This is a genomic window from Rubrobacter tropicus (genome assembly GCF_011492945.1).
Taxonomy (GTDB): Bacteria; Actinomycetota; Rubrobacteria; order Rubrobacterales; family Rubrobacteraceae; genus Rubrobacter_D; species Rubrobacter_D tropicus.
Genome location: NZ_CP045119.1, coordinates 532143 through 553400 on the forward strand (window position 1 = coordinate 532143; position 21258 = coordinate 553400).

Below are 21258 nucleotides of genomic sequence, written 5' to 3' on the forward strand. Positions count from 1 at the left end.
TGGCGCTACTCGGACCGCCGGGTGGGCTCGCGCACGGTCTCGGGCGCCGTTTCGGCCCGCTTCTCGTCCTTGCCGGGCGTGTATTTTATCCCGCCGTCGGCCTCCCCCTCGTCAAAGCCTTTACGCTCCATCGCCCCCCACTCGGTGTTCTTGCGGGCGAACGAGACGATGGCGAGGGCGCGCCAGAGCGTGTTGATCTGACGGTATCCGAAGTTCTCTAGTATCCCGTAGAAGGTGAGCTTCAGGAGGTCCCGCCACCTGGGGTAGCGCTCCAGGCGCAGCTCCTCCAGAAAGACGGCGGCCGTGGAGAGCAGGACGCCGAGGCCGATCGCCGCCAGGAAGAACGCGATGGCGAAAGGCAGGTTGATGACGCCGAGGAAGAGGCCCGCCGCGAAGGCCACGTAGCCGGCCAGCTCGACCACGGGCCCCAGAAACTCGAACAGAAAGAAGTAGGGCATCCCGAGTACGCCGACCGCCCCGTAGCGGGGATTGAAGAGCATCTTGCGGTGCCGGAAGAGCGTGTCTATGAGGCCTCGGTGCCAGCGGTTCCTCTGGCGGCCGAGGACGCGCAAGGATTCGGGGACCTCCGTCCAGGCGACCGGGTCGGGGACGAAGGAGATCTTGTACATCCGGTCGTTCTCGCGCAGGACGCGGTGCATGCGGGTGACGAGCTCCATGTCCTCGCCCACGGTGTCCGAGGCGTAGCCGCCCGCGGCGATGACGTCCCTGCGGCGGAACATCCCGAAGGCGCCCGAGATGATGAGCAGGCAGTTGAGCCTGCTCCATGCCGTCCTCACCGCTATAAAGGCCCTCAAGTACTCCACTATCTGGAAGTTCGGCAGCGCCTTGCGCGGCGTCTTCGGCTCGATGATGCGGCCCTTCTCGAAGCGGGAGCCGTTGGCCACCCGCACGATGCCGCCGACGGCGGCGACCGAGCCCGACTCGACGAGGGGACGGGCGATCCTCAGCAGGGCGTCCTCCTCCAGGATGATGTCCGCGTCCATGCAGCAGACCAGCGGGTACTGGGCGGCGCAGATGCCGGCGTTCAGGGCGTCGGACTTGCCGCCGTTGGCCTTGTCCACGACGACGAGCCGCTCCGTGGGCGAGGCGTAGACGCCCGTTATCTCGGCCGTCTCAAGTTGCAGGCGCACGGGCTGGTCCGACTCGTGCAGGTCGAACTCCCGGATCAGGACGTTCAGGGTCTCGTCTTTGGAGCCGTCGTTTACGACCACGACCTCGTGGAGCGGGTAGTGGAGGGTCAGAAAAGAGCGGACGCTGTCCACGATCGTCGCCTCCTCGTTGTAGGCCGGGACGACGATGGTGGCGGGCGGGGCGTAGTTGGAGGCGAACAGCTCCGAGAGGCCCGAGAAGACGTCGCGGCGGACGTAATCCGCGATCTCGGCGAAGGAGATCGCGTACAGGACCAGATACACGGCGTTTATGACCAGAAAATAGGTCAGAACGAAGTAGTTGGCGTAGACGACGAAGTCCCCGAGGGTCATGGTCTCACCTTGATGAGCGACTCCCTGATGTGCGCGTACGCCTGTTTGGCCCGCCTCCGCAAGCCCCCCGACAGGGCCACCACGGACATGGCGGTGATGGAGACGGCGATGACAGAGACGACGATGCGCTTCTTCCCCCTCTCGACAGACTCCGGGGTCCGACGGACGTCCGTCTGGACAACATCGCGCGCCGCGCCGCCTGATACGGCTACCAGAGGGGTGTTCTCGCGGACGACCAGAGACGATCCGGAGGACCCGCCGGGGTGCGGAGTCGAGGGGCCCGCCTTCCCGGGCAGAGCCTTCTGGAGGCTTACTACGTCTCCGACCTCGCTGGTCTCAGCAGCAGGCCTTCTATCGAGTCGGGGGAGATCCGGGCCGGGCAGACCGTCCGGCGTTTCCGTCGTTACGTCCGGTGGGGGGACGGTGGGCCCTTGTTCAGCGCCTTCGCCCTGGCCATTCAGTATCCGGTTCAACTCCAGGCGAGTCTCTCCCTCCGGCATCGTCTCCGCGAGCCTTCCGAGGTAACGGGTTGCGCCCGCGCGGGTCATGGCCCGGATCATACGCCGCGCGTTCTCGCCCCGCTCGCCCGGCTGGTCGAGGGCTTCAGCGGCCCGCCGGATGACGCCCCGCGCCTCCAGCGAGCTCGCGGCCCTGTCGCGCGCGAAGCGGTCCTCGCCCTCGAGCACGCTGACGAGGGCCGCCTCGCCGGCGGGACCCATGTTGGAGAGGGCCCGGCTGGCGTTCAGGCGGACCCACCATTCCTGGTCAAGGGTGAGCCTCCGGAGGGCCGGGATGGTCGAGGCCTCCCCGATCCTCTCCAGGGCGTTGGCGGCCTGCGCCCGCACGGGCCACTCCTCGCTCTCGGAGGCCTTTACGAGTACGGGGACGTCCTCCGGGTCGCCGATCTTGCCGAGCGCGAGCGTGGCCTGGGCCTTGAGGTCGATCGGGACCTCATCGTCCGGGCCGGTGAGCGTCTCGCGCAGCGCCGGCCTGGCGTCGGCGGCGCGCAGGTTGCCTAGCACCCTGGCGGCTAGCACGCGCGCCCTGGGGTTGCCGGCGTCGAGGGTCTCGACCAAAGAGGCCGTCGCCACGGCTCCTATCCTCTCCAGGTTCTCGGCCATGCGCAGGCGGGTCAGCTCCGAGGGGTCGTTAAGGGTCTGCGACAAAGACGCCGCCGCCTCCGGCGTCCCGATCCTGGCAAGGGCCCTGGCGGCGACGGCCCTGACGGTCTCGTCCTCGTAAGAGAGGAGCTGCGTTATCTGCGGGACCGCCTCGGGCCCGCCGAGGTAGCCGAGGCCCTCGGCGGCCTGGGCCTTTCTCCAGCGGTTGCGCGAGCGCAGACGCCAGAAGAACCTCCTCACGAGGCCCGCCTCCCGCGCCAGCTCGATCAGCCTCTCCCGCTGCGAGCCTGTCAGGAGCGTGAGGTACTCGATGAGCCTCGCCGCGAGAAGGTCCATATCCCGCCCCTTGAGGTTCAGCAGCTCCGGGTCGGCCCGCCCCGTCAGGAGCGACTCGTCCAGGGCTGCTTCGAGCGTGGCCGCCCTCGCCTCGAGGCCGCGCTGCTTGACGGTCCTGCTCATCTTTACCCCGAGGGTCAGCAGGACCATCAGGACGTTCAAGACGCCCATGACCGCAATAGTCCACAACATAACCGTCACGTTTTTCGCCTCACCCCCACTCTTCTCAAGACTTTTAGTATCTTATCGCGTGGGTAATCATTACAAGTAGGCTTACGCACTCGGCGAGGTGACGGATCTGTTGGACACAAACGGGATAAAGATCCTGGCGGCGGACGACGATCGCATCGTGCGGCGGATCGTGGTCGCGAAGCTGACGGGCCTGGGCTACGACGTGACCGAGGCCCAGGACGGGCAGGAAGCGCTGGACATCCTGGAGAGCGGGAACATACCCGACCTCCTGATCACGGACAGCCTCATGCCCCGCGTCGGCGGCCTGGAGCTGGTCCGCAACGTGAGGAAGAGCCAGAACGCCGCCGTTGCCTCGTTGCCGGTCATCATGCTGACCTCCCGCCAGGGCGAACGGGACATAATAGAGGGCCTCGAAACCGGCCTCGACGACTACGTGACCAAGCCCTTCTCCCCCGACGAACTCGCCGCCCGCGTCCGTACCGCCCTCTGGCGCGCGAGACGCTAGCGCGCTCCGGCTTCGCCTCCGCGCGGCACGCCCCCTTCGGGGGCTTTCAGCCCGGCGCTGCGCGCCTCTCAGCACGCTTCGGCCTGTCAGCAAAAAGAAGTGCTGACAGGCTGACCAGCTATTCACCCGTCGAGACGCGGTTTCGGCCGGCTCTCTTGGCGGCGTACAGGGCGGCGTCGGCCTCTTTGAGCAGGTCGTCGGGGGCGCCTGCGGAGGAGAAGGCGGCGACGCCGGCGCTGATGGTTACGACGTTGCCCGGGGGGTTCGATTCGTGCGGGATGCCGAGGTCCTCTACCGTGTGGCGCAGGCGGTCGGCTATACCGACGGCCATCTCCACGGACTGTTCGGGGAGGACGATCAGGAACTCTTCCCCGCCGTAGCGGTAGGCTGTGTCCCCGCCGCGCAGGCTGGCGGAGATCGTCTGTGAGACTTTCTGGAGGGCGTCGTCGCCGGCGAGGTGCCCGTAGCGGTCGTTGTAGGCCTTAAAGAAATCGACGTCGCAGAGGACCACCGCGTAGTCGTGGCCGTACCGTTCCGCCCGGCTCTGGAGAACTTCGAGGTCCTCGCGCATGCGCAGGCGGTTGCCAAGACGGGTAAGCGGGTCCTGCCTGGACTGTTCGAAGAGCATCCGGTTCAGATTCTCCAACTCGTCGTTCTGGAAGGCGAGTTTCCGGTGCAACTCGGTCACGCGGTCGGCCGAGATCAGGCGCATCCCCAGCTCGTCGCGGTCGAGCGGCTTGGAGAGGTAGTCGTCCGCCCCGGCTTCGAGGCCCATTAGCAGGTGGTCCCTGTCGCCGAGCGCCGTGAGGAAGATGAAGTAGGTGTACGCGCGGCCCCGGGCGCCGCGTTCCTCTTCCCGGATCATCCGGCAGAGCTCCAGACCGTCGACGTCCGGCATCATCCAGTCGCTTATGATGACGTCGACGCAGGGCTGTGCGCAGAAGGTCTCCCACGCCGACCTTCCGTCTTCGGCGACGAGGCACTCGTGGCCGAGCTTCTCGACGGCGCGTTTGAGGATGGTGCGGGAGACCGCATCGTCTTCGGCAACGAGTATCTTCAAGAGGCGTTCTTCTCCTTCTCTTCTTTCAGGGCCGGCACCACGTGCCCGAGCTCTTCTTCCAATCGGTCGATCAAACCGGGCACGGCATCCCGGTCGCCGGTGGCCCCGGCGGCCTGCAACCGGGAGGCGAGCTGGCTCATTCGCCGGGCCCCCATGTTGGCGGCGCTCCCTTTGAGGGCGTGCGCCGCCAGCTCCACGGCCGAGTCCTCACCCTTCCCGGCCGCCCGCTTCAGGTCGCGGAGGTGTTCGGACGCGTTCTCGAGGAACATCTCTATCAGCTCGGAAAAGAACTCCGGGTCGCCGAGCTCGTGCAGGACCTTCAGTACGTCCGGGTCGAGGGGCGTCTGCTCCGACGCCGGTGAGCCTTCGGGGTCTCCGGCGCCGGACGCCGCCCCCGAGGTTGCCTCCGGCGTATCTTCCACTACCCAACGGGCCAGCACCGCCGCGAGCTCCTCTGCCCCGACGGGCTTGGAGAGGTAGTCGTCCATGCCGGCCTCGATGGCCTTCTCGCGGTCGCCCACCATCGCGTTGGCGGTCATGGCGAGGATCGGGACGCGCCGGCCGTCGCCGGCCTCGCGCTCGCGGCGGCGTATCGTGGCCGTCGCCTCGTAGCCGTCCATCTCGGGCATCTGCACGTCCATCAGCACGGCGGCGTAGGAGGCTTCGGGATCGGCGTGGGAGATGGCCTCGACGGCCTCGCAGCCGTTTCGGGCGACGTCCACGCGGTAGCCGATGTTCTCCAGCATCCTGACGGCGACCTTCTGGTTCACGGGGTTGTCCTCGGCGAGGAGGAGGCGGGCGCGGTTGCCGGTCCTCTCTTCGCGCAGGGTGTGGCGGGTGACGAGCCGGGCCTCCTTCTGGTCGGGCTCCCGGACGCCGCCCATGACGGCGGCCAAGGCGCCGTGGAGGTCGGACTGGCGGACGGGCTTGGTCAGGTAAGCGTGTATGCCCGCGTCCCTGGCCTCCTCCCCGTCGCCGCGCTGGCCCACGGAGGTCAGGAGGATCAACCTGGTGGGGGAGAGGGTCGGGTCTTCCTTTATCTTCCGGGCGAGCTCCATCCCGTCCATGCCGGGCATCTGCATGTCGAGGATGGCAAGGTCGTAGGAGTCTCCGCGTCCGGCCGCGCCGCGCAACTCCTTGAGGGCGTCCGGCCCGTCCGCCGAGCTTGCGGACTCCACGCCCCAGGATGAGAGCTGGCGGGCGAGGATGCTCCTGTTGGTGGCGTTGTCGTCCACGACCAGGGCGCGCAGGCCGTGGAGGTCGGCGCGGGGCTTCGTGGCCTGCGCGCCGGCCGGCTGTCTTCGCAGGGGCAGGAAGAAGCAGAAGGTGGAGCCCACCCCCGGCTCGCTCTCGACGCCTATCTCGCCCCCCATGAGCTCCACGAGTTGCTTGCTTATGGCCAGGCCGAGGCCCGTGCCCCCGTAGCGGCGGGTGGTGGAGGCGTCGGCCTGGGAGAACGACTCGAAGACGCCCCGCTGCTGCTCCGGCGCCATGCCGATGCCCGTGTCCCGGATCGAGACGCGCACCCCTATTCTGTCAGCCTCGTCGGGGGAGTCTCCGGACCTCTCCACGCGCAGGACGACCTCGCCCTTCTCGGTGAACTTCACGGCGTTGCTCACCAGGTTCGAGAGTACCTGCTTTATGCGTCCGGGGTCGCCGCGAAGGGCCGTGGGGACGTCGTACTCGACCAGGCTGGCGAGTTCCAGGCCCTTGCTGTGGGCCCGGCCTGCGAAGAGGGCCATCACGTCCTCCACCGCCGCGCGCAGGTCGAAATCTATCGTCTCCAGGCGCATCTGGCCGGCCTCGATCTTCGAGAAGTCCAGGATGTCGTTGATGATCGCCAGCAGGTTCTCCCCCGAGAGGCGCACGGTCTCGACGAACTCCTGCTGCTCCGGCGAGAGCGGCGTATCCAGCAACAGCTCGGTCATGCCTATGACGCCGTTCATGGGGGTGCGTATCTCGTGGGACATGTTCGCCAGAAACTCGCTCTTGGCCCGGTTCGCCGCCTCGGCCGCCTCGCGGGCCTCGCGCAGTTCTTCCTCGGCCCGCGCGCGCTCGGTGACGTCAAGCATCGAGCCGATCATGCGCGTCGGCGCGCCCCCCCGGTCGCGCACGACGTAGCCGCGGTCCACGACCGAGGCGAACGTGCCGTCCTTGCGGCCGAAGCGGTACTCGTCGGTCCAGGCGTCCGTGCCGGAGGCGAGGACCGACTCCAGCCCCGAGAGAACCCGTTCCCTGTCTTCCGGGTGGATCCGCTCCTCCCACCACGAGCCGTCGTTCGGGATCTCCTCCAGGGCGTAGCCGAACATCTCCTCCACGGCGCCGTCCCACGTCTGCGTGCCGGTCTTGAGGTCGTTGTCCCAGATCGCCTCGTTGGTGGCGCGGGAGACCAGCCGGTAGCGCTCCTCGCTCTCTCGCAGGGCCCGCTCTGACTGTTTGCGATCCGTGATATCGCGCACGAGCCCTATGAACAGCGTGTCGTCGCCCCGCTCGGTCCTGGAAAGCGAAACCTCGACCGGGAACTCGGAGCCGTCTTTGCGACGGGCCGTGGTCTCCATGGGGTGCTCGAAGACCGTCAGATCCGGCTCCGTCCAGAGGACGTGCAGGTTGCCCGCTATCTCCTCGCGCGCGCCCTCGGGCAGCAGCAGGGTGAGGGAGTTACCAACTACCTCGTCGGCCGGATAACCGAAGATACGCTCGGCCGCCGGGTTGAAGGAGAGGATCTTCGCGTCCCGGCCGAACGAGACGATGGCGTCGGAGGCCGTCTCGACCAGCGCCCGGTTGCGCGCCTCGCTCTCTTCGAGAGACCGGGTGGACCGGGAGCGCTCGATCGCGCGCCCGAGCTGGGTGCCGACCTGGGTCATGAGCTCGAGCACCCCCTCGTCCGGTTCGGTGATCTCCGTGGAGAAAAACTCCAGCACGGCGGTCACCTCGCGGCCCGCCAGCACCGGGAAGGCGAACCCTGCCCTGATGCCGCTCTCCCGCGCCTGCTCGTACCTCGGCAACGACTCATCCGCTTCCAAATCCGAGATCCAGACCGGCTCCCCGCTCTCGAGGACCCGCCCCGGCAGGCCAATGCCCGCCTCGAAGCGCGTCGCCCGGGTCGCCCCGTGAAAGGCTTCGAACCGCCCCGGGTCGTCGTCGTGCCACAGGTCGGTCGGGACGAGCTGCGCGTGGTTCCCGTCGCGCAGGTGTATGTGGCCGAGCGGCCAGCCAGTAAAGGCGCAGACCCCGTTCAGAGCGATGCGCATGGCGTCCTCGACGCTGGAAGCCTCGTTGGCGGCGGTCGCCACCTGCCCCAGAAGGCGAACCAGGGCCTCCCCGCGGCGGGCGGCCTCCTCACTCTCTCTGAGCGCCTCCTCCGCCCGCTTGCGGTCCGTGACGTCTATCTGGACTCCCTGCCAGAAGAGGGGGGAGCCGTCGTCCCTACGCACGAGCACCGCCTCGTCGCGGATCCAGACGATCTCCCCGTCGCGCCTGACTATACGGTACTCCACCCTGAAGGGCTCGCCGGTCTCTTCCGTGCGCACCTCTTCGGCCATTACCCGTCCGTGGTCCTCGGGGTGGATGATCTTCACCCAGAGCGTCGGGTCTTCCGTGAACGCCCGCGGCGGGTAGCCGGTATGCTCCTCTATCTGTGGGCTGGCGTAGACGGTGGGGGCAGGCTCACCGTCCTCGCCCGGCATCTGCACGTATGTGACGGCCGGGATGTGCTCGACCAGCGTGCGGTATCGGGCTTCGGCCTCGGACAGCCTCTCCTCCGCCCGCTTGCGGTCCGTGACGTCCAGGAGGACGCCCTGCCAGAACATGGGGTTCCCGTCCTCGTCCCTGACCAGGACCGCCTCGTCGCGCACCCATATCACGTTGCCGTCGCGGGCGATTTGGCGGTACTCTAGCTTGAAGGGCCCGCCGGTTTCGTTGGTGCGCTCGTCCTCGGCGAGCACCCGCTCGCGGTCGTCGGGGTGGAGCCGTCTGGCCCAGTGCTCGCCGTCGGCAAGGATCTCCTCCGCCGTGTAGCCCTGCATGTCCGCTATCTGCGGGCTTATGTAGGTGGTGCGGCTGGGGTTGCTCAGGTCCTGCACGTAGACGACGGCGGGCACGTTCTCGACAAGGACGCGGTAGCGGGCCTCGGCTTCGCGCAGGCGGTCCTCCGAGCTCTTGCGCGCCGTGACGTCGCGGGCGTTCACGAGCACGCCGCGTACGCGGGGATGGTCCATCATGTAGGCGCCGTGGGCGTCCATCCAGCGCCAGGAGCCGTCCTTGTGCCTGAAACGATACTGGGCCGTGTTCCGCACGACCTCGCCGTTTTCGAGCCCGCCTTCGAGCGCCTCGGCGGTCCTCTCGACCACGGCCGTCAGGTCTTCGGGATGGACGTAGTCGAGCACGTTGCGCCCGATCATCTCCCCCGGGCTCCAGCCGAGGACCCTCTCGAAGGTGTCGTTGGTCCAGCGCAGCGTGCCGTCGGGGTCGCAGATGCTGATGACTTCCGAGGAGTTGTCGACCACCGAGCGGAACAGGTCCTCGGCCTCCGCCAGCCGCCGCGCGGCCTCTTCGCGCTCCGTTACGTCGTAGATGAGGCCCTCGATGGCGAGGACGTTGCCCTCTTCGTCGTAGACGCCCCGGCCGTACTCCTCGACCCGCTTGAGGGTGCCGTCCCGGTGAACGAGCGTGTACAGCAACCGGTAACGCTCGCGCTTTTCGAGCGCCTCCTGCGTCTCTCTCCAGACCCTCTCCCGGTCCTCCTCGACGATGAGCCTGCCGAAGCGCACCCCGCCGCCGATCAGGAGATCCTCGGGCGGGTAGCCGGTCAGCTCCAGGGCGTAATCGCTGGCGAACATCTCCGGCCAGTCGGGCTCGTTGAGGCAGCGGTAGACCATCGCCGGGGTGTTGGCGAGCAGGGCCGAGTAGCGGCGCTCGCTCTCCCGGATCAGACCCTCGGCCTCCACGCGGTCCGTGATGTCGCGGCAGTTGATGAGGATGCCCCCGACGCTCGGGTCGTCGAGCAGGTTGGTCACCGTGTACTCGGTGTGCCGCACGGAACCGTCGCGCCCGAGCAGCCTCACGGTACCCATCGTCTCCGCGTCCGAACCGGCCTCGATCGCCCGCTTTACGAGGTCGTTGCGCTTCTCGACGTCTTCGGGGTGGACCGGCGACGTCTCGTAGATGTTCTTGCCGACCCTCTCCTCGGGTTCGTGGCCGAGAACCCTGCGCATGGAGGGGCTCTGGTAACGGATGTTGCCGTTTTCGTCCACCAGGGTGATGATGTCCGAGGAGTTCTGCACCAGCGAGCGGAACCTCTCTTCGCTGTGGCGGAGCACCTCCCGCGACCGCCGACGCCCCCGGCTGTACAGGGCGAAAGCGGCTATCCCGGCCAGCGCGGCGAGCAGGGCGATGCCGGCGGTGCCCAGATCCGCGACCATCTCCGACCGGCGGGCGAGACCATCGTACTCGGCCTGCAGGGCGGCGAGCGAGCCGTCGAGCGACTCGCTGATCGGGTCCACCCGGCTCCCGTTCAACTCCTCGGCCGCCCCGACGCGCCCCGCCTCTATGAGCCGAAACTCCTCGTCTACGGCGGAGGTGTAGTCGCTGGTAGAACTCCTCAGCCGCGCCAGCGAGTCCTCGTCGAAGTCGCGCGCTTCGAGGGCGTCGAGAGCGTCTAGCATGCGCCCGCGGGCCTCTCGGGTGCGTTGCTCCGTGTTGGGGCCGACCTCTTTGTCCTGTATCGCCTCGTACTCCAGGGCCTCCTGGGTGTTCAGGGCGCCCCTCAGCGAGGTCAACTCGCTCTGCGTGCGGAGGTAACCGAAAGAATACTCGTAGAGCCTCTCGATGGCGATGGCGGATATTACCGTGAGCACCAGCAACGCGGCGACCAGCGCGAGCGCCCGACCCCTGTGGCTCCCCGGCGGGCCCGGCATGTTTTCGGCGCTCGACGACATCTATCTCGCTCCCCCCGCGCGGCGTTCCTCTCTACGGTTCGCCGCGTCGCGAAAGATCGTGCCGTCGTTCGTGTACGTCCCGAAGTGGGGCAAGGATCACCCGCCCCCGTTCTTCGAGAGCTCCGCGTCCAGCGCGCCACGAACGCGGTCGAGTTCCTGCTCCAGCTCCCCCAGGAGCCGCGGCGCGTCCGAGAGGTCGCCTTCGCCGCCGGCGTCTTGCAGCACCGAGGCGAGGCTGCTTACTCTGGTGGCGCCCATGTTTCCCGCGCTGCCCTTGAGCGTGTGGGCGGCCCGTTCCACGCCGGTGGCGTCGCCGCTTTCGAGGCACGACCGGATCTCCTCGACGCGCCCTGGCGCGTCCTCCAGGAAGATCCCGGCGAGCTCTTCGAGGATGTCCGGCTCGCCTTCCCCCTGTAGCTCGCGCAGGCCCGCCAGAACGCCCTCGTCGAGGACCGGACCGGCGGCCGCGTCGTTCTCGCCACCCGCGGCGGGGTCTTCGGATCCCGTGGGCTCCCGCGGCACCCAGCGGGAGAGGACCTCGCCGAGGACCTCCTGCCGGACGGGCTTGGAGATGTAGTCGTCCATGCCGGCGCCTATCGCCTTCTCGCGGTCGCCCTGCATGGCGTTGGCGGTCATGGCGATTATCGGGATCTGGCGCGCCGAACCTTCGCCGTGCGCGGCGCGCTGGTACGCTTCCAACGCCTCGCGGCGGCGGATCTCGGCGGTCGCCTCGTAGCCGTCCATTTCGGGCATCTGAACGTCCATGAGCACGGCAGCGTAAGCGTGGGCGCCGTCCCTGGCAAGCGCGGAGAGCGCCTCGCGGCCGTCCTTTGCCACGTCCGCGCGGTAGCCGAGCCTCTCGAGCATCCTGATCGCCACCTTCTGGTTCACGGGGTTGTCCTCGGCGAGGAGGACGCGTGAGCGGTTGCCGGTCCTCTCTTCGCGCAGGGTGTGGCGGGTGACGAGGCCGGGTTCCTCGTCGGGGGCGGTCCCCTGCGGGGCGCCCATGACCGTGGAGATCACGTCGTAGAGCTCCGACTGCCTCACCGGCTTTGTCAGGTACGCGTCTATGCCGGAGCGGCGGGCCGCGTCGCCCTCCCCCCTGTAGCCCATGGAGGTCAGCAGGACCAGCCGCGCCCCCGCGACGGCCGGATCGGCCCTCACCTCCCGCGCGAGCTGCATGCCGTCCATGCCGGGCATCTGCATGTCCAGGATAACGAGGTCGTAGGGGCGTCCGCCTCCGGCGGCGGCGCGCATCATCTCGAGCCCCCGCGGCCCATCGCCGGCCTCGTCGTTCTGCATCTCCCAGGAGGCGAGTTGCTCGTGCAGGATGCGGCGGTTGGTGGCGTTGTCGTCGACCACCAGCACCCGCAGCCCCCGCAGGTCGGCGAGCGGTTTCGGCCTCTCGACGGGGCCCATCTGCTTGCGCAAGGGCAGCGTGAAAAAGAACGTGCTGCCGGCGCCGGGCTCGCTCTGTACGCCTATCTCGCCCCCCATGAGCTCCACGAGTTGCTTGCTTATGGCGAGGCCGAGGCCCGTGCCCCCGTAGCGCCTCGTCGTCGAGGCGTCCGCCTGGGTAAAGGCCGAGAAGAGGCGCTCCCGCTGCTCGGGGCTCATGCCGATGCCGGTGTCGGTGACCTCGAAGCGGACCAACACCTCGTCCGCCGACTCCTCTACCGGTGTGAGCTTCAGGACGACCTCGCCCTTCTCGGTGAACTTGATGGCGTTGCCGATCAGGTTCGTCAGTACCTGCCGGATACGTCCCGGGTCGCCGCGCAAGGACGTTGGCAGGCCGGACTCGATCAGGCTGGCGAGTTCCAGGCCCTTGGACTGGGCCCGCTCGGCGAGAAGCGCGACCGTGTCTTCGACGGCCAGGCGCAGGTCGAAATCTATGACCTCGACCTGCATCTGTCCGGCCTCGACCTTGGAGAAGTCCAGGATGTCGTTGATGATCGCCAGCAGGTTCTCACCGGAACGGCGCACGATCTCCGCGTACTCCCTCTGCTCCGCGTCGAGGTCGGTGCTCATGAGGAGGTCGGTCATCCCGATGACGCCGTTCATGGGGGTGCGTATCTCGTGGGACATGTTCGCCAGAAACTCGCTCTTGGCCCGGCTGGCGTCCTCGGCGATCTCTTTCGCCTCCCGTAGCTCCCTCTCCGCGCGCCGCTCGGAGATCACGCGACCTATGCTCTGGGCCATCAGCTCGATGATCTCGCGCTCGAAGCTCTGGAAGCCCCGCTCCCTCGGCTCTTTGGAGCTGAAAAGCAGGACGCCGTAGATCTCGCCGTTGACGCGTATGGGCGAGCCGATGTACGACTCGACGTTCGAGGACAGGTAGACGGGGTTGGAGTTCATGCCGTCTATCTCGCCGATCCGGTCGTAGGAGACCGTAGCCCCGCACTCGACGACCGCAGAGCAGTAAGTCTGGTTCAACTCAAGGACCAGCCCCGGCGCGAGGTCGAGCTCGTCCGAGTCGACGGCCAGGATGGTGTACTCCTCGCCCCGTATGCGGGCTATGATCCCGGTCGGGAGGCCGAAGATCTCGCGCCCGGTCTTGAGATAGTCGGCGAAGAGGTCTTCCCGGGAGTCGTACCGGCTCGTGCTCACGCGGTGCAGCTGCCGGAGGTCGGAGCTGAACTCCTGCAGGGACCGGGATTTTTCGAGGATCTCCTCCTGCGCCCGCACCCGCTCCGTGACGTCGGCACCGACGCCGATGACGCCCGTCACTTCGCCCCCGTCGTCCAGCATGGGCGAGTACATGGTCTCGTAGGCAAGACCGTTCACGGGTATCGTCGTCGTCAGGGTCTCCCCGGAGAGGGCCCGCCCGACGCTCTCCAGGATCTCCGGCACCTCGGCGTAGATCTCGAAGATGGAGCGGCCGACGAGGTCTTCCGGTGTTATCTCCAGAGCCTCCAGCCCCCTTCCCTCGGCGAAGGTGAAGACACCGTTGCTGTCCGTGGCGAAGAGCACTACCGGCACGTTGGCCGTCACCGTCCGGAAATGCAGTTCGCTCTCCTTTACCGCTTCTTCGGCGCGCTTGCGCTCGGTGGTGTCGCGGATGATGCCGGTGAAGAGGATGTCTCCATCCTCGCGCATCTCCCCGAGCGAGAGGTCCAGCGGGAACTCCTCGCCGTTTTTTCTCAGGCCTGCCAACTCCACCGCGCCCCTGCCCACCACGCGCGCCTCGCGGCCCTCGAGGTAGGCGCGGAAGCTCGCCTCGTGCGAGCCCCGGAAGCGATCTGGCATGAGCATTCGCAGGGGCTGGCCGATCACCTCGTCGGTCGGGTAGCCGAAGATTCTTTCGGCGGCGGGGTTGAACGAGCGGATCAGGCCGTTCGTTGTCATGGTGATGATGGCGTCGGTGGCGGTATCGACGATGGCCCGGGTGCGCGCCTCGCTCTTCTTGAGCTTCTCTTCGGACCGTTTGCGCTCGGTGATGTCGCGCACCGCCGTGACGTAGACGGTGCGGTCCCTGTGGTAGGAGGACCTCCCGCGAAGCTCTACGTCGAAGGTGGTGCCGTCTTTCCTGACGCCCTCGATCTCGTATGGTTCCTGGTAGTCAGAGAGCGTGTTCTCCTGCACGATGTCGTGGTAGGCGGGAAGCGTGAAGTCCAGGGTGTTCATGCCGACGACCTCATCCGGCTCGTAGCCGAACATCCCGGCGAAGGCCCGGTTGGATTCGACGACGCGACCGTCCTCGCTGATGACGATGCCCTCGAAGGCCGCGTCGGAGAGCTGCCGGAAGCGCTCCTCACCCCGCCGCAGCGCCTCGTTTGCCTCCTGACGGCGCTCGGCCATCCGATTGAACGCGACGGCTACCTCCTCGATCTCATCCCCCGAGCGGAGGTCTATGCGGTGGTCCAACTCGCCGCGCCCGATCCTGTTTGCCCCCTCACGGAGCTTCCGGACGGAGCGGATGATCCTCCCACCGATCACCCCGGCCGCCAGAAGCCCGAGCACGAGGCCCACGAGGAGCAGGAAGGCCATCGAGATCTGGCCCCCCCTTATCGCCGCCCGCGCGTCGGCTTCGGCCTCTAAGAGCTGCCGGGCGGTCCAGGGCTGTATCTCGTCGTCCAGCAGGTCGTCCATCTCCATCTGCACCCGCGAGAACTCGTCCACGCTCTCGGAGAGGGAGTCACTACCCTGATCGCTCTTCCGCACGATCTCCTCGACGAGGACGATGTAACGGTCGTAGAGGCGGCCCATCTCCTCGGCGTGCCTCCGGCCCGTGGGGCTCTCCACCAGGTCGTTGTGCTGCCTCTGGAACTTCTCGAAATCGGCCCGGTCGCTCTCGATGCGGCTCAAGTAGCGCCCGTCGTCCGTGTCCAGGTAGGCGAAGACGTTGCGGCTGATCTCGACCGCGTTGATCTCCATCTCGAAGGAGGCGGCGCGCGTCGGCTCCTCGACCTCCGCTATCTCCCTCAGGTTCCGCTCGACGATCCTCTCGCTCACGATCGTGAACAACCCGGCGACGACGAATAGCAGGATCAGCACCCCGAACCCCAGCCGCAACCTGTTTGTTATCGACATGCTTTCCCCTCAGTTCTGCTCGCCGCCCCGCGCGAGAATCATCGTGCTCCCGGAGCATCTGTTGCGTGGTCCCTCCCGAGCGCGCGAAGAATTATATACGCAACGTCGGGTGCGAGCGGGCGCGCCGGGGACTAGGCGCGGGGAAGGTAGACGGTGAAGGTGGTCCCCTCTGCGGGGACACTCTCGACGGTCACCCGGCCCCCGTGGTTTTCCGCGATGTGCTTGACTATGGAGAGGCCGAGGCCCGTCCCGCCGGTCGCCTTGGATCGGGCCTTGTCGACCCTGTAGAACCGCTCGAAGATGCGCGAGAGCTTCCCCTCCGGGATGCCGATGCCCGTGTCGGCGATGCTGATGACGATCTCACCCCCCTCGGTCCCCCCGGTAACCTCTACCCGCCCCCCGGACGGCGTGTACTTGACGGCATTATCCACTAAATTAGTGAACATAGAGGTTAGCTGGGTTTCGTCTCCGTGGACGGTGTAGCGGGCGGCCTTGCCGAAGCGTTTCCACTGGAGGGTTATATCCTTTCTGCGGGCCACCCTTCTCATGCCCGAGAGAACGGTCATGAGGACGCCGCGCACGTCCACCAGGGTCGGGTAGTCGGTCCTCTCCTGGCTCTCCAGGCGGGCGAGATCGAGGAGGTCCGTGATCAGGTTGGCGAGGCGCTCGGTCTCTCTCTTGAGCTGGGCGGCGAAGAGTCGCGCCTGGACCGGGTCCTCGTCGAGGCTCTCCTCGAGGCTCTCGGCGAGGAGTTTGAGGCTGGTGGCCGGGGTCTTGAGTTCGTGGGAGACGTTCGCGACGAAGTCGCGCCGGATCTTGTTGACCCGCTGCAGCTCGTCTGGGCTGAAGGGGCTGGTGGTGGGCTTTGCCGACCCGTTTGCCGGTGGATCGTGCCTCTCCAGCGCCACCCGCTACCCCGGTCTGCCGGCCGGCGACCCGGTCCTCGATCTCGCCTCGAAGCGATAGCCGAGGCCCCGCGCCGTGTGGATGTACTCGTAGGAGCTCTTCTCCTCGAGTGCTGCCCTTATGCGGCGTATGTGCACGTCGATGGTGCGCGAAGACCCGACACCCGCGTGACCCCAGACTTCCTTTGCCAGATCCTCCCGGCTCCTGAGTTCCCCTGGTGTGGAGGCGAGCGCCGCCAGAAGCTCGAACTCCTTCAGGCGCAGATCCAGGGGTTCCTCGCCCGCGCGGGCCGTGAAGTTCTTCGTGTCCAGCTGCAAGTCCCCGGCCTCGATCAGCTTCCCGCGCCCGCCCGTCTCGCCCCGCTTCAGGTTCGCGTTTATGCGGGCGACGAGCTCCTTCATCCCGAACGGCTTGGTGACGTAGTCGTCCGCGCCCGCCTCGAAGCCGCGGACCTTGTCCTCTTCGGCGTCCTTGGCCGTGATCATGACGATCATCACGCCCTGGTCCCGCTCCCGAATACGCTCGCAAACCTCTATCCCGGACTCTCCCGGCAACATGATGTCCAGAAGGATAAGGTCGGGCCTCAGTTTTCTCGCCATCCGCAACGCCTCGGCCCCCGTCGTCGCCTGGCTCACCCCGAAGCCGCTCCGGGAGAGGTTGTAGGCGAGGGTGCCCATGATGACCTCGTCGTCCTCGACTATCAGGATCTCCGCCACACTCGTCGCCAAAACGTGCCCTCTCCCGCTCTTCGGACCCGGACAAACCGAAGTATAAACGTCGCCTCCCCACGCTTCAGTCTTTTAACCAGCATTTAACGGTGGGCGCCGGATGCCCGGATTGGCCCTCCGCTCGGGACGCAACACGGCCTGCCCCGCGCCGATCCCGAACACCTCTTCAGCGTGTGGCCGAGCCGGCCTGAAGCAGACGTACCGCGGCAGACCGGTGGGCGAGAAAAACAGGGGCCGGGGCTCGTCGAAGCCCCGGCCCGGGGGTGCTACCTGTATTTCTTTGCCGGCTACTCTTCCGAGGACATCCTAGTCCCGGCAATCCCTGTTCGGCGCGCACTGACGCACCAGCTTCATCACGACCCCCGTCTCTTCGAAGGGGATGCCCGTCTTGTTGGCGAGCGCGTACAGTTCGCCGTTGGCGTCTTCGCCGAAACCGTTCACGAAGAGGTTGGTGTGGCCGTTGATCAGGTTGAAGACCTTCGGCGTCCTCTCGTGGATGTCTGCGTCGTCGCTCTCGTCTACGTACATGACGCGGCCGTTCGCGGAGTTGAAACCATCGGAATAGTCGCCGAAGACGTAGTGTCCCCGAAGCTCCTCGATGCGTTGGCCCCGGTAGACGAAGCCGCCGATGGTGGCGACGCCCTCGTCGTGATCGTACTCCGCGGTCGGATCGATCATGTCCGCAGGCTGGCCCGGCGAGAAGCCGTAGACGAAGCCGTCTGACGCAAACCCGCGCAACTCGTAGAAGAACGGGTTGAAGAGCCACTGGCCCTCCTTGAAGTGCCAGCCGTAGTTGCCGCCCTGCTGGACCCTGCCGTCCACTTCCTCTATGTGGTTCTGGCCGACATCGGCGGTCCAGATCTCGCCCGTGCCGCCGAGGTCCGCGCGGTCCGAGGACGCCCGGAACGGGTTGCGGAACCCGTAGGCGTAGATAGTCTCAGGCAGGGCAGCCTCGGGGTAGGTCCCGGTCGGATCGAGCCTGAGGATCTTCCCGAGCGGCGTGTCGAGGCTCTGCCCGTTGCCGGCCTTGTTGGGCGCCGTGGCCTCGGAGCCCGGGCCGTGCCCGATGCACGGGCCCTCGCCGCCGAGCCCGAGCTGCATGTTCTGGTCGTCGGCGCACCCGCCGTCGCCGGAGGTGACGTAGAGCAGGTCGCGCTCTTCCGGCCTGGTGCCGAAGAAGATAGCCCCGCCGTTGTGGTTGAACTGCGGCTGGACGAAGCTCGTCACCTCACGGGTCGCGCCCGGCTCGACGCCGAACTCGCCCTGCGCGTTGTCGTCGTTGTTGGGGGCGTTTCGGGGGTCCGGCACGCGGTTGGCCGCGGGCACCACCCACTCCCGGATCACGCTGCGGTGGTTGGGCTGGACCGCGGGGCTGCCTTCGGGGTTGTTCGGGATACGCTCCGACGTGTAGGTGTATAGCCTCCCGTTCGTCCCGAAGTCCGGATCGAAGGCCACCCCCAGGAACCCGCGCTCGTCGCCCGGCACCAGAGGTACCAGCAGAGGCCGGGTGTTGAGGACTACAGTCTTGCGACCGGTCCGGATGTCGATCGCCCAGAGGGGGCCGTCCTGATCTACCACGTATAGCGTGTTCTGTTGGCCGGGGGCGTAGGTGCCCCAGTTCGGCGCCGTCAGGCCCCGGCCTTCGGCCAGGGTCTCTAGCTCGACTTGTATGTCTCCGTCCTCGATGTGTCCAGGAATCGGGTCGTCGATCGACTCGTTGGGGTCGGGTGGTTCGTCCAGGTGGCTGGTGAACGCCGCAGGTGCGGCCACTAGCAACACCAAAAACGCGATCGCCAGAGCGACCAACGAAACCAGGACCTGCGGCCTGATCGCCGGAATGGTCAGCCTTGTACTCATTTGCCCCCTCTCCTCCGAAACCCTTTTCGTTACTCATGTATCAATATACGCCCGGTCCGGAGTGGCGCGCTATGGCTCAAATGGGCTAATTTTCAGCGCCTGGCGCATGATCGGGAGGATAAAATGGCGAAGCCGGACGACGCCGAAAGCGGTGTGTCACTGCTCTACCGGGGGCGCCACGCGGGCTCTGGGCGATGCTGAGTTTTGAGTGAATTCCCGTCTCTGGGTTGTGTTACGGGGTGAATAAGACGTCTTCCGGCAACGGAGATCTCGACCGTCCTCTTTATTCGAGAGCATCTTTCGCCCGGGATTTCGGACCCTCCGGGAAGGTGACACCGGGCGCCGCTACAATGCGTTCGACGGGAGGCTTGGAGGGGCGTATTGAAGACGCGGGTACGGACGATGACGGTTCATACGAGGCGCGCATTCGCCATAGCCCGCTCCTCCGAGGACACCTTCGAACGCGTGGTCTTCGAGGTCGAGGAAGGCGGCGAAGTCGGCCGGGGGGAAGCCGCCCCGACGGGCCGCTACGGCCAGGACGCGGGAGGTGCCGCCGCCGCGCTGGAGAGGGCCGAGGTCCGTGACCCGTGGGACGTGGACGGCACGCTCCGGTTGAACGCCGGCCTGCCCCCGAGCGCGCTCTGCGCGTTGGACGGCGCCCTGCACGACCTTGCCGCGAAGAGGCTAGGCGTTCCTGCCTACCGGCTGCTCGGGCTCGGCAAGCCACGGCCCATCTCGGCCTACACTCTGGGAATAGCCGATAGGGAGACGACGGTCGCCGACGCTGAGAGGCTCAGGGACTATCCCGTTTTGAAGGTCAAGCTCGGGGGGTGGGAGGACGTCGAGACGCTGAGGGCCGTGCGGGAGGTCTCGGACGCGGAGCTCTGGGTGGACGCCAACGAGGCGTTTTCGCCCGGGGAGGCCGCCGAGCTCGCGCGCGAGTTGCGGGGCTTTGTGGGCATGATCGAGCAGCCCGTACCCGTCTCGGCCGGCCCGGAGGCGTTGCGGGCCGTTACGGAAGCGGCCCGTCCTGTGCCCGTGATCTCCGACGAGGGCGCCATCGACGCCCGCGACGTGCCGAAGCTCGCCGGCTGCGTCTCGGGCGTGAACGTCAAGCTCGCCAAGTGCGGCGGCATCAGGGGCGCGCTCGAGATGGTCCACACGGCCCGCGCCCACGGAATGAAGCTCATGCTCGGCTGCATGGTGGAGACCTCGCTCGGCATCGCCGCGGCAACCCACGTCTCCGGTCTCTTCGACTTCGTGGACCTCGACGGCGCCATGCTTCTCGCCGACGACCCGTTCGCCGGCCCGGAATACGAGCGGGGAAGCATCCTCCTCCCCGACGTCCCGGGACTCGGCGCGTGGCCCCGATGAACGGAACCTTGAGGCGGCGCTACGTCATCCTGGCCGAAGGCCGCCTCCACGAGGCGAAGACGGCCCACGGCGTGCTGCGCTACGGCAAAGACGAAGTCGTGGCCGTCCTCGACTCGACCCTCGCCGGGAAGACCGCCGGCGGCGTGATGCCAGGTCTCCTCACCGACCCGGGTCGGGACGCCCCGGTTGTGGCGACCCTTTCGGAGGCGCTCGCGCATTCGCCCACCTCTATCCTGGTCGGGGTGGCCCCGGCGGGGGGGAGGTTGCCCGGGGAGTGGATGGAGACCCTGCGGGGGGCTGCCGAGGCGGGGCTGGAGATCGTGGGCGGCCTGCACCAGCGCCTCGCGCCGGAATTCCCCGGGGCGAACGTCTGGGACGTCCGGGAGCCGCCGGCTGAGGTCCCGATCTTCTCCGGCGAGGGTTTCGGGGTGGCGCCGAAGGTCGCGCTCACGGTCGGGACGGACGCGGCCATCGGCAAGATGACCGCGACGCTCGAAGTAGAGAGGGAGGCCAGGAGGGCCGGTCTCTCTACCGGCTTCGTCCCGACCGGGCAGACGGGCGTCATCATCGCCGGGTGGGGCGTGTGCGTGGACGCCGTCGTCTCGGATTTCGTCGCGGGCGTCTCGGAGATGCTGGTCCTCCAGGCCGCGAAGTCCTCCCCGGATTTGATCCTGGTAGAAGGACAGGGCGCCCTCTCGCACCCGGCCTACTCGGGCGTGACCCTCGGCCTCCTCCACGGCTCCTGCCCCGACTGCCTCATCCTCTGCGTCTCCCCCGAAGACGGCCCCGGCTACGCGGGCGTCCCCCGCCCCTCCCCGGCCCGCGCCGCCCGCCTCTACGAAGAAGTCGCGGCCCTCGTCAAGCCCGCCCCAGTAGTCGCCATCAGCGCCAACACCAAAGGACTGACCGACAAAGAAGCCGACGCCTTCGTCGAGAGGATCTCCACCGAGACGGGTTTGCCGACCGCCGACCCGTTCCGCGACTCCGCGAAACCCATCCTCGAAGCGGCAATGAGAAGCTAGTCAGCACGCCTGCTTTGCAGGCTTTCAGCCCGGCGCTTCGCGCCTCGTCAGCACGCCTCGCGGGCTCTCAGCAAGTCGTCTGTGGGCGTCACGCCGAACGACGCTCGAACGGTTCCGCAAAGCGTCGCCCGGTCGGGCCGTGGGTGGCCGAAGGCTGAAAGCGAGGCGAAGCCGCAGCGGGCCGAAAGC

The 21258-nt window shown here is 67.3% G+C and carries 11 protein-coding genes; 3 read left to right on the forward strand and 8 right to left on the reverse strand.

The window, feature by feature from the left end:
* Positions 1-5 precede the first annotated feature (5 nt).
* Together GBA63_RS02485 and GBA63_RS02490 are read right to left on the reverse strand one after the other, a co-directional pair.
* Positions 6-1502 (reverse strand): glycosyltransferase family 2 protein, encoded by a 1497-nt coding sequence (locus tag GBA63_RS02485; RefSeq protein ID WP_166173162.1) that lies wholly within the window; start codon positions 1500-1502, stop codon positions 6-8.
* Positions 1499-3151: a HEAT repeat domain-containing protein gene (locus tag GBA63_RS02490; RefSeq protein ID WP_228282444.1), complete on the reverse strand. Its 1653-nt coding sequence runs from the start codon at positions 3149-3151 to the stop codon at positions 1499-1501. The genes GBA63_RS02485 and GBA63_RS02490 overlap by 4 nt, the downstream gene beginning before the upstream one ends.
* Before the next feature lie 109 nt (positions 3152-3260).
* On the opposite strand from GBA63_RS02490, the gene GBA63_RS02495 reads away from it, so the two are divergent.
* On the forward strand, positions 3261-3656 hold the full coding sequence (locus tag GBA63_RS02495) for a response regulator transcription factor (protein WP_166173166.1): 396 nt from the start codon (positions 3261-3263) through the stop codon (positions 3654-3656).
* Between the two features lie 118 nt (positions 3657-3774).
* Here GBA63_RS02495 and GBA63_RS02500 read toward each other — a convergent pair whose 3' ends face one another.
* The 6 genes from GBA63_RS02500 to GBA63_RS02525 all read right to left on the reverse strand — a co-directional run bounded on the left by GBA63_RS02500 (position 3775) and on the right by GBA63_RS02525 (position 18673).
* Positions 3775-4716, reverse strand: a complete 942-nt coding sequence (locus tag GBA63_RS02500; RefSeq protein WP_166173173.1) for a diguanylate cyclase domain-containing protein — start codon at positions 4714-4716, stop codon at positions 3775-3777.
* The gene (locus tag GBA63_RS02505) at positions 4713-10652 is read right to left on the reverse strand and encodes a PAS domain S-box protein (RefSeq protein ID WP_166173175.1); all 5940 of its coding nucleotides are present in this window, start codon (positions 10650-10652) and stop codon (positions 4713-4715) included. The genes GBA63_RS02500 and GBA63_RS02505 overlap by 4 nt, the downstream gene beginning before the upstream one ends.
* A 96-nt stretch (positions 10653-10748) precedes the next feature.
* The gene (locus GBA63_RS02510; protein WP_166173177.1) at positions 10749-15182 is read right to left on the reverse strand and encodes a PAS domain S-box protein; all 4434 of its coding nucleotides are present in this window, start codon (positions 15180-15182) and stop codon (positions 10749-10751) included.
* Between the two features lie 131 nt (positions 15183-15313).
* The gene (locus GBA63_RS02515) at positions 15314-16090 is read right to left on the reverse strand and encodes a sensor histidine kinase (RefSeq protein ID WP_166173179.1); all 777 of its coding nucleotides are present in this window, start codon (positions 16088-16090) and stop codon (positions 15314-15316) included.
* A gap of 3 nt (positions 16091-16093) precedes the next feature.
* Entirely contained in the window at positions 16094-16816 is a 723-nt protein-coding gene (locus tag GBA63_RS02520; protein WP_207957041.1) for a response regulator transcription factor, read from the reverse strand.
* Positions 16817-17122: 306 nt separating this feature from the next.
* On the reverse strand, positions 17123-18673 hold the full coding sequence (locus tag GBA63_RS02525) for a PQQ-dependent sugar dehydrogenase (RefSeq protein WP_166173181.1): 1551 nt from the start codon (positions 18671-18673) through the stop codon (positions 17123-17125).
* A gap of 402 nt (positions 18674-19075) precedes the next feature.
* Between GBA63_RS02525 and GBA63_RS02530 the strand changes: the two genes are divergently transcribed.
* Positions 19076-20047, forward strand: coding sequence for a dipeptide epimerase (locus tag GBA63_RS02530; protein WP_166173183.1), 972 nt, complete (start codon positions 19076-19078; stop codon positions 20045-20047).
* On the forward strand, positions 20044-21069 hold the full coding sequence (locus GBA63_RS02535; RefSeq protein WP_166173185.1) for a DUF1611 domain-containing protein: 1026 nt from the start codon (positions 20044-20046) through the stop codon (positions 21067-21069). Before GBA63_RS02530 ends, GBA63_RS02535 begins: the two co-directional genes overlap by 4 nt.
* Positions 21070-21258: the final 189 nt, after the last annotated feature.

Excerpts from the sequence above, each read along its gene's own strand:
- GBA63_RS02530 (WP_166173183.1), top strand. The coding sequence starts at position 19,076 with ATGACGGTTCATACGAGGCGCGCATTCGCCATAGCCCGCTCCTCCGAG.
- GBA63_RS02505 (WP_166173175.1), bottom strand. The coding sequence starts at position 10,652 with ATGTCGTCGAGCGCCGAAAACATGCCGGGCCCGCCGGGGAGCCACAGG.
- GBA63_RS02535 (WP_166173185.1), top strand. The coding sequence starts at position 20,044 with ATGAACGGAACCTTGAGGCGGCGCTACGTCATCCTGGCCGAAGGCCGC.
- GBA63_RS02485 (WP_166173162.1), bottom strand. The coding sequence starts at position 1,502 with ATGACCCTCGGGGACTTCGTCGTCTACGCCAACTACTTCGTTCTGACC.
- GBA63_RS02510 (WP_166173177.1), bottom strand. The coding sequence starts at position 15,182 with ATGTCGATAACAAACAGGTTGCGGCTGGGGTTCGGGGTGCTGATCCTG.
- GBA63_RS02525 (WP_166173181.1), bottom strand. The coding sequence starts at position 18,673 with ATGAGTACAAGGCTGACCATTCCGGCGATCAGGCCGCAGGTCCTGGTT.
- GBA63_RS02490 (WP_228282444.1), bottom strand. The coding sequence starts at position 3,151 with ATGTTGTGGACTATTGCGGTCATGGGCGTCTTGAACGTCCTGATGGTC.